At 70.3% G+C, this 12333-nt stretch carries 13 protein-coding genes; 6 read left to right on the top strand and 7 right to left on the bottom strand.

Annotated elements, in window-relative coordinates; genetic code table 11:
* Position 1: 1 nt before the first annotated feature.
* The gene (locus JKJ07_RS46530) at positions 2–415 is read right to left on the bottom strand and encodes a nitroreductase family deazaflavin-dependent oxidoreductase (protein WP_307834804.1); all 414 of its coding nucleotides are present in this window, start codon (positions 413–415) and stop codon (positions 2–4) included.
* A gap of 391 nt (positions 416–806) precedes the next feature.
* Here JKJ07_RS46530 and JKJ07_RS46525 point away from each other — a divergent pair, with 391 nt between their 5' ends.
* The 4 genes from JKJ07_RS46525 to pstS all read left to right on the top strand — a co-directional run bounded on the left by JKJ07_RS46525 (position 807) and on the right by pstS (position 4537).
* Positions 807–1226: a hypothetical protein gene (locus JKJ07_RS46525; RefSeq protein WP_203078210.1), complete on the top strand. Its 420-nt coding sequence runs from the start codon at positions 807–809 to the stop codon at positions 1224–1226.
* A 469-nt stretch (positions 1227–1695) separates the two neighbouring features.
* Positions 1696–2013 carry an STAS domain-containing protein gene (locus JKJ07_RS46520; protein WP_307834803.1) on the top strand — a complete coding sequence of 106 codons (318 nt, stop codon included), beginning with the start codon at positions 1696–1698 and terminating at the stop codon, positions 2011–2013.
* Positions 2014–2097: 84 nt separating this feature from the next.
* Entirely contained in the window at positions 2098–3402 is a 1305-nt protein-coding gene (locus JKJ07_RS46515; RefSeq protein WP_307834802.1) for a GlnX family signal transduction membrane protein, read from the top strand.
* Between the two features lie 91 nt (positions 3403–3493).
* Positions 3494–4537, top strand: a complete 1044-nt coding sequence (gene pstS, locus JKJ07_RS46510) for a phosphate ABC transporter substrate-binding protein PstS (protein WP_203078209.1) — start codon at positions 3494–3496, stop codon at positions 4535–4537.
* 135 nt (positions 4538–4672) lie between these two features.
* Here the strand turns inward: pstS and JKJ07_RS50840 are convergent, their stop codons facing one another.
* The 6 genes from JKJ07_RS50840 to JKJ07_RS46480 form a co-directional block, all read right to left on the bottom strand.
* The gene (locus JKJ07_RS50840) at positions 4673–5929 is read right to left on the bottom strand and encodes a helix-hairpin-helix domain-containing protein (RefSeq protein WP_236031351.1); all 1257 of its coding nucleotides are present in this window, start codon (positions 5927–5929) and stop codon (positions 4673–4675) included.
* A gap of 276 nt (positions 5930–6205) precedes the next feature.
* On the bottom strand, positions 6206–6469 hold the full coding sequence (locus JKJ07_RS46500; RefSeq protein ID WP_203078208.1) for a GlsB/YeaQ/YmgE family stress response membrane protein: 264 nt from the start codon (positions 6467–6469) through the stop codon (positions 6206–6208).
* Positions 6470–6517: 48 nt separating this feature from the next.
* On the bottom strand, positions 6518–7294 hold the full coding sequence (locus JKJ07_RS46495) for an ABC transporter ATP-binding protein (protein WP_203078207.1): 777 nt from the start codon (positions 7292–7294) through the stop codon (positions 6518–6520).
* 29 nt (positions 7295–7323) lie between these two features.
* Entirely contained in the window at positions 7324–8088 is a 765-nt protein-coding gene (locus JKJ07_RS46490) for an ABC transporter permease (protein ID WP_203078206.1), read from the bottom strand.
* Entirely contained in the window at positions 8085–8840 is a 756-nt protein-coding gene (locus JKJ07_RS46485) for an ABC transporter permease (RefSeq protein WP_307834801.1), read from the bottom strand. The genes JKJ07_RS46490 and JKJ07_RS46485 overlap by 4 nt, the downstream gene beginning before the upstream one ends.
* Complete coding sequence (locus tag JKJ07_RS46480; RefSeq protein WP_236031350.1) at positions 8837–9763, bottom strand: ABC transporter substrate-binding protein; 927 nt, start codon at positions 9761–9763, stop codon at positions 8837–8839. The genes JKJ07_RS46485 and JKJ07_RS46480 overlap by 4 nt, the downstream gene beginning before the upstream one ends.
* 148 nt (positions 9764–9911) lie before the next feature.
* On the opposite strand from JKJ07_RS46480, the gene JKJ07_RS46475 reads away from it, so the two are divergent.
* Both JKJ07_RS46475 and JKJ07_RS46470 read left to right on the top strand, forming a co-directional pair.
* Entirely contained in the window at positions 9912–10691 is a 780-nt protein-coding gene (locus JKJ07_RS46475) for an IclR family transcriptional regulator domain-containing protein (RefSeq protein WP_203078203.1), read from the top strand.
* A 304-nt stretch (positions 10692–10995) separates the two neighbouring features.
* Positions 10996–12333, top strand: coding sequence for a glycoside hydrolase family 10 protein (locus JKJ07_RS46470; protein ID WP_203078202.1), 1338 nt, complete (start codon positions 10996–10998; stop codon positions 12331–12333).

Below are 12333 nucleotides of genomic sequence, written 5' to 3'. Positions count from 1 at the left end.
TTCAGCCGGCTCGGGTCAGGGCCACCACGGGAATCGTCCGGGTGACCTTGGCCTGATAGCCGGCCCACCCCGGGTCACCGGCGACCGCGCGCGCCCACGCGAGGTCCCGCTCCTCCGGCGGCAGGGGAACGGCCACGGCCTCGTACGTCTCGGCGCCGGTCTCGACGGTCACGCGCGGGTGCGCCTGCACGTTACGGAACCAGTCGGGATTGCCGGGCGCGCCGCCCGCCGAGGCGATCACGAGGATGCGCCCGGGCTCGTCGGTGAGGAAGCCGAGCGGCGTGGTGTGCTGTTTGCCGCTGCGGGCGCCGCGGGTCGTGAGCAGGATTAGCTTGCTGCCCTCGAACATCCCGCCCACCTTGCCGCGGTTGGCGCGAAACTCGTCGATGATCTGCTGATTGAAAGGGTTCGGCACTGGGGTCGCTTTCTGCTGGGCTGAATGATTGGCCTCAAAACAGAAAGCGTCGGCGGGGCACGGGCCCGCGCGCTGATCAAACGCTAGCCGGGTGCCCCACTCGGTAATGGCCAGAAGCGGCCGACCCGGCAGTCACGAGACACACGATAACAAGAAGTTCAGCCCCCTCGCCCCCAAGATCCACCGACCCCTGGGGGCCCGCCCTCCACCGGGGGCCTCCGCCACGAACCATTCTACCGATTCCGGCGGTCCGCTGAGGGTGGCCCTGTGGACAACCGGAGAATGTGGATAACCGAACGATCTCCGGTTGGGCGTGGCATGGTGGGCGCGCACGGAAGACGGGGCGTAGAACCCTTGGGCCGCGCCGGCCGACGCCGAGGAGGAGGTTCGGATGGAACGGGGCGAGATCTGGATGGCCGATGTGGACGGTCCGGTGCCGATCGTGCTGCTGAGCTCCGACCCGACGGACGGCGAGACGGAGTTCCGGGGAATGCAGATCGTTCCGGCGGCGACCCCCGAACAGCGGCGCGGTTTTGTGTTTCTCGATCCGGCCGAGCTCGACCAGGTCGAGTGGTCCTCGAGGCCTGCGGCGGAACCGATCGCCGGCATCGAGGTGCCGATCGGGGAGGAGGAAGGGCTGACGCCAGCGGGGGTGCTACGGGTCGCTCTGCCGCGGGATGGGCAGATCTTCTGCACCTGGGAGGTCACCGTGACCGCCGATCACCTCGTTGACCGGGTCGGGCGGCTCTCGGCCGGGAAGCTGCGGATGGTGAGCGAGGCGCTGCGGCTGAGTGGTCCGGGGCCGGGCTGAGTGGCGCCCGGCGGGGCCGGGCGGTGGCGCGAGGGCGGCGGCGCGAGGGCGAGGACGGACGGCGGCGCGAGGGCGAGGACGGACGGCGGCGCGGGGGCGGGCGGCGCGCGAGAGCGGGTGGCTGCGCAGAAGCGGTTGGCAGCGCGAGGGCGGTTGGCGGCGCGAGAGCGGCTGGCGGCGCGAAAGCGGGTGGCGGCGCGAAAGCGGGTGGCGGCGCGAAAGCGGGTGGCGGCGCGAAAGCGGGTGGCGGCGCGAGGGCGGCTGGCGGCGCGAAAGCGGGTGGCGGCGTGAGAGCGGGTGGCAGCGGCATAACAGGGGTGCTGAACGGGCGGGGCGGGCAATTTCCGGGAGATTACGTAGGTGGGTTTTGCAAGTGTGCAGTGAGATCAATGACAGGCCATAACGCAGGATGCATCCGCGTCGTAGAGTGGTCCGGGCGTTGAACGGAGAGTGACGGAGGGTGGCGGGCGTGCTGGACGTGCGGACGCGCGACGACGGCGCCGTCGTGATCACTCCGAGCGGTGTTGTCGGGGCGGACGAGGATGTTGAGCTGCGGCGGGTGCTGGTGCACACGGTGCGCCGCGTGCGGCCGTTTCGGCTGATCGTCGACCTGGCCCAGGTGCGCGAGCTCGACCCGCTGAACGTGGGGTCGGTCGCCGCCGCGTGTGAGCTGGGGGACGACCATCACGTGACCGTGGAGATCGTCAGCGCCCGGCTGGAGGTGGCCGAGCGCCTCGCCGCCGCGGGCGTACCTCACCAACGGTTACGACGGTTGGCGCAGAAATAAACGATTAGACAAACGCCAGGTAAACGGCCGGAATTGGATCACCCGGGCGTGAAGAGAATTGCCTGCGTGCATTACTTTGGGGCCGTGCCAGCAGTAATGGAGGCGACCCGGTCCTTGGCCCGGCGAGCCGCCCGCCCCGAGACCCCGGCCCGGTTGCGTCTCTGGGTCACCGTCACGCTTCTCGTCGCCGCCGCCCTGCTCGTCTCGGCCTGCCTGGTCATGGCCCGCGTGCAGCAGCAGGTGCGCATCATCGGCGACCAAGCCGCTCCCCAGGCCGCCAACGCGGCCGACCTCTACTTCGCCCTCAGCGACATGGACGCCCAGGTCGCGCGGCTCGTGTTGACCTCGGGCCGGGCCGAGCTGGCGGGCAGCCAGATCGACGCGCTCGGCGCCTATCAGCAGCGCGGCCGCCAGGTCGACACCGACCTGCAGCTCTCGCTGACCACGGCGACCGGCGAGGCCGAACGCGCGATCGTGCTCGACCTGATGCATGACCTCGGCGTCTATCGCGAGCGCGTGTGGCAGGCCCTGACCGCGGGGCCGTCCGCCGCCGGGTATTACACGCAGGCCACCAACGTGCTGCACCTCGACCTGCTCCCGGCCGCGACCAGGCTGCGCGAGGCCAGCGAGGAACGGCTCGATCAGGCGTACGGGGAAAAGGGTCTGACGCAGACGGTCGGCGTGATCCTGGCCGTGCTGCTCGGCGGCGCGCTGCTCGTGCTGCTGATCGGGCTACAGGTATGGCTGGCCCGGCGGTTCCGCCGCATCCTGAGCCCGGCCCTGATCACGGCCACCCTGCTGACCGTGCTGCTGCTCGTCCCGCTCACGTTTGTGCTGGTCGTGCAGGGGCGGACGCTCGGGGAGGCGCGCGACCAGCGGCTGATCCCGTTCCTCGACCTGTCGCAGGCGCGGGCGGTCAGCTACGACGCTGCCGCCGACACCTCGCGCTATTTGATCAGCAACGGGCTCGACTACTACCGGCAGGATTTCGACCGCAAGGCCGGCGCGCTCGAGGCCGGTGACAGCGGGCTGCCGACGGTCGCGGGCGGCTCCGACGTCGCGCCGTTCAACACCGAGCAGGTCGTCGAGCGCTGGCAGGCGTTCCGCGCGGGGCACGAGCGCATCGTCAAGCTGGCCGACGCGGGGCAGGAGGCCGAGGCGATCGGCCTGCTCACCGGTATCCGGCGCGGCGACGCGGCATTCGACTTCTCCTACTACGACGCGGCCGTGGCCGACATCGCGGCCGACCGCAAGGACCGCTTCGACCGGGATCTGCGCGACGTCGAGATCCTGCTCACCGGCTGGCCCTGGATCCCGGCCGGCGTGCTGGGCCTGGTGATCCTGCTGGTGCTGCTGGCCGTCCGCAAACGGTTCGCCGAATACCGATGAGCAATCAAGCATCGATGAGCGAGCAAGTGCCGATGAGCAACCAAGCAGGCGAGCACCGACAAGCAGGCGAGCACCGATGAGGGAGAGCATCTTGAAGACCCGGCTCCTCGGCCTCGCCGCGCTGCTGCTGGCCGTCGCCGCCTGCGATTCGCCCAGCAGCCCCGACCGGGCCTACATCGACTGCAGCAAGGGTTCGATCAGCGCGCAGGGCTCGTCGGCCCAGGCCAACGCGGTCAGCGCCTGGATCAAGGATTACCAGGTCAGCTGCGCCGAGGCGACTATCGAGTACGCCAGCGTGGGTTCGGGCGACGGCCGGCGCGCGTTCTTCGCGGGCACCGGCCACTTCGCGGGCTCCGACTCGCCCACGCCCGACGACGAGCAGACCCAGGCCCGCGTACGGTGTAAGGGCCCGCTGGTGCACCTGCCGATGGTGGTCGGTCCGATCGCGCTCGCCTACACGGTGGCCGGCGTCGACGACCTGCGCCTGTCCCCGGCCACGATCGCCCGCATCTTCACCGGCAAGATCACGCGCTGGAACGACCAGGCCATCAAGGCCGACAACCCGGGCGCGACCCTGCCGGAGACGCCGATCCGCACGGTCCACCGGGCCGGCAGCTCGGGCACGACCGACAACTTCACCCGGTTCCTCGCCTCGACGGCGCAGACCGACTGGGCCCTGAAGGCGAGCTCGACGTGGCCGGCGCGTGGCGGTGTGGCCGCCGAGAACAGCAACGACCTGGTCTCGGCGATCGAGCGCACCGACGGCGCCATCGGGTACGTCGAGGCCTCGTACGCGCGCTTCCACAACCTGCCGACCGCGCTCGTGGGCAACGCGTCGGGCCAGTTCGTCGAGCTCAACGACGCGGCCGCGGCCCGTACGGTGGCGGGCGCGCGCGTCGTCGGCACCGAGGGGCTGCGGCTCGAGCTCGACTATCGCATCGCCGACCCGCTCGCCTATCCGCTGGTGCTGGTCACCTACGAGATCGTCTGCAAGACCGGCACTCCGGATCTGGTCAAGAGCTTCCTCACGTACGCCTCCAGCACCGCCGGACAGAACACGGCCGCGGCGACGGGATATTCGCCGCTGCCGGAGGAGTTGCGCGCGAAGGTGGCCGAGGCGGTCGGAGGGCTGTAAACGCCGAGGCCGGTCTGGCGGGGCGCCGTGAATGCCGCCCGAAGCCGGCGGGTCGTTGTAACACCGATGCCCGGCAGAGCACGGGGTCTGCCGGGCATCGGGTAGTGCTGCGAGGGTTGGCTACCTGCGAGGGGGTCAGTTGCCGGCGAGCAGCTTCGCTCGCTCGGGCCAGGTCGGCAGGGTCGGCGCGAGCCGCAGGCCGGAGGCGGTGACGGCGGCGCGCAGAGCGGGCACGTCGGTGTCGGCCAGCTTCTCGAACGTGGTGATGCCGGCGGCCGCGAGGGCCATCGCCATCTTCGGGCCGATGCCGGGGATCTTGGTGAGGTCGTCGGGCTCGACGACGGCCACCGCGACCGGCGCGGGCACGGCGGCGATCTCCTCCGGCTCGGCCGCACCGGGAACCGCGGCCGCGACGTCCGGAGTGGAGACGGCCGGCTCGGCCATCGCGACGGGCGCGGGCACGGCGGCGACCTCGTCGGCCGCGTCGGCGCCGGGCACGGCCACGACCGGCTTCGGCTTGGCCGTGCGGGTGCGGGCCGCGCGCGGCTTCGGGGCCGGCTTGGTCGAGACCGGCGTCGGCTCGGCGACGGGCGTCGACACGACCGTCGGCTCGGCCGCGACCGCGACGGGCTCCGGCTCGGCCGGGCGTACGGGCTCGGCGGCCGGCTCGGACACGCGCTTGATGGGCTCGGTGACGGTCTCGGCGAGCGGCTCGTCGACGGCGACCGTGGCCGAGACGGGCTTGGCGGCCGGAACCGGCTCGTCGGCCGGCTCGAGGATGGGCTCCGCGACCGGCTCGGCGATGGTGACGGGCTCGGTCGCGGCGGAAACAGCGGCGGGCTCGGCGGCCGGCTCGGCGGCGGGCTCGGTAACGACGGGTTCGGCGACAGCCACGGCCGGCTCGGGCTCGCTGCCGGCGGCGGGGGCGTCGACGGCCTCCGCGACGGTGGGCTTGGCCTCGGGCTCGGTGACAACCGGCTCCGCGACAGCGACAGGCGCCTCGTCGGCGACGTGCGAGTCAGCGACGTGCGAGTCAGCGGCATGCGAGCCGACGACCTGCGAGTCAGCGACGTGCGAGTCGGCGGCATGCGCGGAAACAGGCGCGTCATCGACGTGCGCGGAGGCGGGCTCGGCGGAGGTGGGCTCGGCGGCAGGTGAAGCGGCGACGGGCGAAGCGGCGGCGGGCGAAGCGGCCACCGGCTCGGGCTTCACGGCCGTGTCGGCCTTCGGCTCGTCCTCGGTGGTCGGGGCCGCGGCGGTCGTAACCGTCGCGCTGGTGGTGGGGGCGGGCGCGTCCGTGGCGGTGGGCTTGGGGGACCGGAGTCCGCGCACAAACCACCCGGCGACGAATCCGACGACGACCCCGGCAACAAGGGAGAGGAACGATGCCATATGAAGGGCTCCGAACAATGAGAGCTGCGGATGTAGCGCGCAGCTTTGCACATCCCCCCGTTTGTGCACCATGTGGGTGGTGCTACGGAGCGATGCCCGGTTACCGGTGGTCATGCCACGGTCACCCGGGCGCCGATCCGCAAAGGCGCAAAGAACCGGAACGTCCGGTCTTCACTCCGGAAACGATCGAGCCGGCGAAAGGGAACCGGCTCGGGGCGGCGGAAGGGAACCGGCTCCGGCCGGCCAAAGGGACCGGCCGGAGCCAGCTAAAAGGACTTAACGGCGGGAGCGGGCGCCCGCGACCAGCGCGACACCCCCGGCGGCCAGCGCGACCTGCAGGGCCAGCTCGATCCAGTCGATGCCGCGGGTGTCGTCGACCCCGATCAGCGCGGCCAGGAACGTGCCGACCAGGGCGGCGATGATGCCGATGAGCAGCGTCAGCCAGATGGAGATGTTCTGTTTGCCGGGCAGGACGAGGCGGCCCAGCGCGCCGATGATGAGACCGATGACGATGGCGGTGAAAATCCCGGAGATTTCCATGACGGCTCCCTGTCGAGGCGGTCCCTCCAGCATGACCCGCGAGTGCTACTAAAGCGCCTGAGAAAGTTTGGCTTGCTGGATCTGCTCGTAGACGTGGGTGCGCAGTTCGGTGAAGCGCGGATCGGCCCGCGTGTGCAGTTGATCACGATCGGCGGGCAGGTCCACGGTGACCTCGTCCTGCACGACCGTCGGCGAGGACGAGAGCATCACGACGCGCTGCCCCAGATAGACGGCCTCGTCGATGTCGTGCGTGATGAACAGAACCGTCACCCCGAGCCGCCGCCACAGCGCGCGCACCAGATCCTCGAGGTCGGCCCGGGTCTGCGCGTCGACCGCGGCGAACGGCTCGTCCATCAGCAGCGTCGACGGCTCATAGGCGACCGCTCGGGCGATCGCCACCCGCTGCTGCATGCCCCCGGAGAGCTGCCACGGGTACGCCGATTCGGTGCCGGCCAGCCCCACGGCACCGAGCGCCTCCTCGACGAGCTCGGCCCGCCGCGTACGGGGAAGCTTCTTCTGTTTCAACGGCAGCTCGACGTTGTCGCGCACGCTCATCCACGGGAACAGGCTGCGGCCGTATTCTTGGAAGACCATCGCGAGACCCGGCGCCGGCCCGCTGACCTCGTGCCCGTCGAGGCTGATCTTGCCGCCGCTCGGCTCGAGCAGGCCCGCGATGCAGCGCAGCAGGGTGGTCTTGCCGCAGCCGGACGGCCCGACCAGGCAGACCAGCTCGCCGGTGTCGACGGTGAACGTGAGATCGCGCAACGCCTCGACCTCCCGCCGGCCGGACTTATAGGTCTTCCGCAATCCGTGGACCTCGAGCATGTCAACGACCTCTCGCGACGAAGAGCATGTCAACGACCTCTCACGACGGAGCGCAGACCGTGATACCACCGGAGCGCCCGCCTCTCGGCGAGCCGGAACAGCAGCGACAGGAGGAAGCCGAGCAGGCCGAGCAGGATGATCCCGCTCCACATCTCGGGGATCGCGAAGCTGCGCTGGAACTGGACGATCGTGAAGCCGAGCCCGTTGCTCGCGGCGAACATCTCGCTGATCACCATCAGGATGATCGCGATCGACAGGGCCTGCCGCAGACCCGCCACGATCTGGGGTGATGCCGCGGGCAGGATCACCTCGCGGATCCGGGCGGGACCACCGATCCCGTACGCCTTGGCCGTGTCGAGCTGCACGCTGTCGACCGCCCGTACGCCCTCGACCGTGTTGAGCAGCACCGGCCAGACGCAGCCGAACACGATCACGATGATCTTCATGCCGTCCCCGATGCCGGCGAACAGCATGATGACCGGCACCAGCACCGGCGGCGGGATGGCCCGGAAGAACTCCAGAACCGGCTCGACCGTGGCCCGCAGCCCGCGGCTCAGGCCGATGGCGACCCCCAGCGCCACCCCGATCACCGAGGCCAGGGCGTAACCGGCCGCGAGCCGCAGCAGGCTGGGCAGCACGTCGGCGTCGAGGCGGTCGAGCGTCCACGTCTTGCCGAACGACTGCAGGATGTCGCGCAGCGGGGGAGCGTAGAAGTTCTCGCTGCCCGCGCTGATCAGGAACCAGGCCGCGAACAGCACGACCGGCAGCCCCAGGACGTACGCGATCCGTTTCATGCGGGAACCTCCCCGCGTACGGACTGGTGCCACGCGAGGGTGCGGCGCTCGAAGAGGCGGGCGGCCAGGTTGATCGCGACGCCGAGCAGGCCGGTCACCGCGATCAGGGCGTACATGTCGGGCACCGCGCCCGAGGTCTGCGCGACCGCGATCATCTTGCCCAGGCCGGGCGCGCCGATGACGAGCTCGGCCGTCACGGCCAGCACGAGGGCCACCGACGCGGCCAGGCGGACGCCCGTGAAGACGTACGGGAGGGCAGTGGGCCAGAGGACGTTGCGGATGCGGGCCCAGGTGCCGAAGCGGAAACTGCGCGCGGTCTCCTCAGCGATCGGGTCCACGTCGGCCACCCCGTACAGGACCTGGACCAGCACCTGCCAGAACGCGGCGTAGACGACGAGCAGCAGCGTGGACCCGAGGTCGGTGCCGTAGAGCAGCACCGCAAGCGGGATCAGCGCGACCGACGGGATCGGCCGCAGGAACTCGACAGTCGAGGCGGTGGCGGCCCGCAGCACCGGCACCGCGCCGATCACGATGCCGATCACCACCCCGGCCGCGACCGCGATGGCCAGGCCGATCGCCCACCCGGTCAGGGTGTCGCCGACCGCCCGCCAGAACTCGGCGGTGACCACCTCGTCGCCCAGGGCGGCCGCGATCCGGGTGGCCGGCGGCAGATAGCCGTCGTCGACCAGCCCGAGCCGCGGCAGCGCCTCGACGAGCAGGAGAAGACCGGCCAGGCCGGCGAGTCCCTTCACGGAAGAATCTTGGCCACGTCGGGTGTGGCGCCGTCGAAGATGCCGTCGTCGGTGCCCAGCTTGGCCAGCGTCTCGACCGAGGCCTGGTTGATCTGGGTGGGCCACTTGGGCAGCATCAGCTCGCCGCGCGTCTTCTCGTCGATCTTCGTGTACGTCCCCAGGATCGTGCGCACCTCGTCGGGGTGGGCGTCGGCGTACGTCATCGACTCGTTGATCGCCTCGGTGAATCGCTTGACCAGGTCGGCGTCCTCACCCGCGAGCTTGGCCGACGTGAAGTACGCGGCCACGGTCAGGTTGGGCGCGGCGTCGACGAAGTTGGACGCCACCAGCCGCCCGCCCGCCGCCTTGACCTCCGACAGCTGCGGTTCGACCACCCAGGACGCGTCGACCTGCCCCTCCTGCAGGGCGGCGGGCGCGTTCGGGAACGGCATCTCGACGAAGTTGATGTTCTTGGGATCGCCACCGGCTTTACGAACCGATTCCCGTACGGTCGTGTCGCCGATGTTCTTGAGGGTGTTGACCGAGATCTTCTTGCCCGCCAGGTCGGCCGCCGTCTTGATCGGGCTGTCCGCCTTGACCATGACGGCGCCGAAGTCCTTGCCCTGCTCGCCCGTCGACGCGACCCCGGCCGCGACCGTCTTGATCGGCACGTTCTTGGTCTGCGCGATCAGCAGCGAGGTCATGTTGCTGAAGCCGAACTGGAACTGGCCGCTGACCACGCCGGGCACGATGGCCGCGCCGCCCTGGCCGGCCTCCATGCTGACCTCGATCTTGCGGTTCTTGAAGAACCCCTTCTCCTTGCCCAGGTAGATCGGCGCCACGTCGACGATCGGAATGACGCCGACCTTGACCTGGTCGACGCCGTCGGAATCGGTCCCGCCGGACGAGCCGCCCGACGATCCGCAGGCCGTGGCCGTGAACAAAAGCCCTGCTAAAGCTATCCCTGTGAAGACACGTCGCATTCGTAGCCTCCGGTAAGCTGTGCGCATTGCGAACGAAAGTTCTCATAGAGAACGCTAGGATGTGGGCCGTGTCACGTCAACGATCTTTATCGATTCCACAGGTTGGCCGATGAGCTCGGACCACGTCCAGTCGCTCGAGCGTGGACTCGCCGTGATCAGGGCGTTCGACGCGCGCCGCCCCGAGCTGACGCTCAGCGAGGTGGCCAAGATCTGCAACCTGACCCGGGCCGCCGCCCGCCGCTTCCTGCTCACGCTGGTCGACCTCGGCTACGTGCGCACCGACGGGCGGCTGTTCAGCCTGACGCCGCGGGTGCTCGAGCTGGGCTACGCGTTCCTGTCCAGCCTGTCGCTGCCGGACGTGGCCGCGCCGCACCTCGAGCGGCTGGTGTCGCAGGTGCACGAGTCCTCCTCGCTGTCCATTCTGGACGGGGACGACATCGTCTATGTGGCCCGGGTGCCGACGAGCCGCATCATGGCCGTGTCGATCAATCTCGGCACTCGGTTTCCCGCGTACGCGACGTCGATGGGCCGCGTGCTGCTGGCCGCGCTGCCCCCGGCCGAGCTCGAGGCGTACCTGGGGCGGGTCACGCTCGACCGGCTGACCGGCAAGACGGTCGCCACCGCCGAGGTGCTGCGGGCCGAGCTGGCCCGGGTGCGGGCCCAGGGGTACGCGATCGTCGACCAGGAGCTCGAGGAGGGGCTGCGGGCGATCGCGGCCCCCATTCACGACCGGGCCGGGGTGGTGGCCGGCGCCGTCAACATCTCGGTGCACGCCGCGCGGGCCACTGTGGACGTCATGCGCCGCCGCCTGCTGCCACCGCTGCTCGCCGCCACGGCCGCCATCGACGCCGACCTACGCCTCAACGGCCGCAACGCCGCCCGCGCCTGACCCGCGCAACCGCCACCGCGCTCCGCGCCCCCGCGCGGCGTTCACATTCTCCGGCCGTACGGGGAACCGGTCTTGCCCTCAAGCACCGAAACTTTCGGACCCAGGCTGACCGTTTTAGTCATATATAGGCCGACCGGGAGCGTGCCCATCGGCAATCGGAAACAACATTGGGCGTTGTGGTTTCCGGAACTTGTCGTTAACGTTTCGATCGATCCGGGTCACTTTCTGCTGTAGCGGTTCGCGGGGCGCATCCACCGGCGCCCCCGTCCCGTGCCGTCCCCCATCACAGCTCGAAGGACACCTCATGAAACGCTTCCGGCACGTCCTCGCCGGTTCCCTCGGCCTGCTCGTCGCGGCCGGCGCCCTGACCGTCGCCTCCACCGCGAACGCGGCCACCACCCTCGGCGCGTCCGCGGCCGCCTCGGGCCGCTATTTCGGCACGGCCGTCGCGGCGTACAAGCTCAGCGACTCCACCTACTCGGGCATCCTCAACCGGGAGTTCAACTCGGTCACCCCCGAGAACGAGATGAAGTGGGACGCCACCGAGCCCACCCAGGGCCAGTTCAGCTACGGCTCGGCCGACCAGATCGTGGCCCGGGCCAAGAGCATCGGGGCCAAGGTGCGCGGCCACGCCTTGGCCTGGCACTCGCAGCAGCCCGGCTGGGCGCAGAATCTGAGCGGCACCGCCCTGCGCAGCGCCATGCTCAACCACGTCACCCAGGTCGCGACCCACTACAAGGGCCAGATCGACTCGTGGGACGTGGTCAACGAGGCGTTCGCCGACGGCAGCTCGGGCGCCCGGCGCGATTCCAACCTGCAGCGCACCGGCAACGACTGGATCGAGGCCGCCTTCCGGGCCGCGCGGGCCGCCGACCCAGCCGCCAAGCTCTGCTACAACGACTACAACACCGACGGGCAGAACGCGAAGAGCAACGCGGTCTTCGCGATGGTGCAGGATTTCAAGTCGCGCGGCGTCCCGATCGACTGCGTCGGCTTCCAGTCCCACTTCAACGCGCAGTCCCCGCTGCCGTCCGACTATCAGGCCAACCTGCAGCGGTTCGCCAACCTCGGCGTCGACGTGCAGATCACCGAGCTCGACATCGAGGGTTCCGGCGCGGCCCAGGCCACCTCGTTCGCCGCCGCGACCCGGGCCTGCCTGGCCGTGACCCGCTGCAACGGCATCACCGTGTGGGGCATCCGCGACTCGGACTCGTGGCGGGCCAGCGGCACCCCGCTGCTGTTCGACGGCAGCGGCAACAAGAAGGCCGCGTACGAGTCGGTTCTCGCCGCTCTGAACGGCGGGACGACCACCCCGCCGACAACACCGCCCACGACACCGCCGACCACCACCCCGCCCCCGACCGGTTCGGGCTGCACCTCGACGATCTCCCTGAACCAGTGGAACGGCGGGTTCGTCGCCACAGTCAAGGTCACCGCGGGCGCCACCGCGTTGAGCGGCTGGACCGTCAACGTCACCCTGCCCTCGGGCGCGGCCGTCACGAACAGCTGGAACGCTCAGGCCAGCGGCGGCAGCTTCAGCAACGTGGCCTACAACGGCTCGGTCAACGCCGGGGCCAGCACCGAGTTCGGCTTCCAGGGCACGGGCACCGGCCCGTCGGTCTCCTCCTGCACGGCGCGCTGA

Source organism: Paractinoplanes lichenicola, from assembly GCF_016785085.1.
Lineage (GTDB): Bacteria > Actinomycetota > Actinomycetes > Mycobacteriales > Micromonosporaceae > Actinoplanes > Actinoplanes lichenicola.
The sequence above is the reverse complement of the archived record's forward strand: the minus strand, read 5'-3'. Positions and strand labels throughout refer to the sequence as shown.

Excerpts from the sequence above, each read along its gene's own strand:
- JKJ07_RS46475 (WP_203078203.1), top strand. The coding sequence starts at position 9,912 with ATGAGCTCGGACCACGTCCAGTCGCTCGAGCGTGGACTCGCCGTGATC.
- JKJ07_RS46525 (WP_203078210.1), top strand. The coding sequence starts at position 807 with ATGGAACGGGGCGAGATCTGGATGGCCGATGTGGACGGTCCGGTGCCG.
- JKJ07_RS46470 (WP_203078202.1), top strand. The coding sequence starts at position 10,996 with ATGAAACGCTTCCGGCACGTCCTCGCCGGTTCCCTCGGCCTGCTCGTC.
- JKJ07_RS50840 (WP_236031351.1), bottom strand. The coding sequence starts at position 5,929 with ATGGCATCGTTCCTCTCCCTTGTTGCCGGGGTCGTCGTCGGATTCGTC.
- JKJ07_RS46495 (WP_203078207.1), bottom strand. The coding sequence starts at position 7,294 with ATGCTCGAGGTCCACGGATTGCGGAAGACCTATAAGTCCGGCCGGCGG.
- JKJ07_RS46490 (WP_203078206.1), bottom strand. The coding sequence starts at position 8,088 with ATGAAACGGATCGCGTACGTCCTGGGGCTGCCGGTCGTGCTGTTCGCG.
- JKJ07_RS46500 (WP_203078208.1), bottom strand. The coding sequence starts at position 6,469 with ATGGAAATCTCCGGGATTTTCACCGCCATCGTCATCGGTCTCATCATC.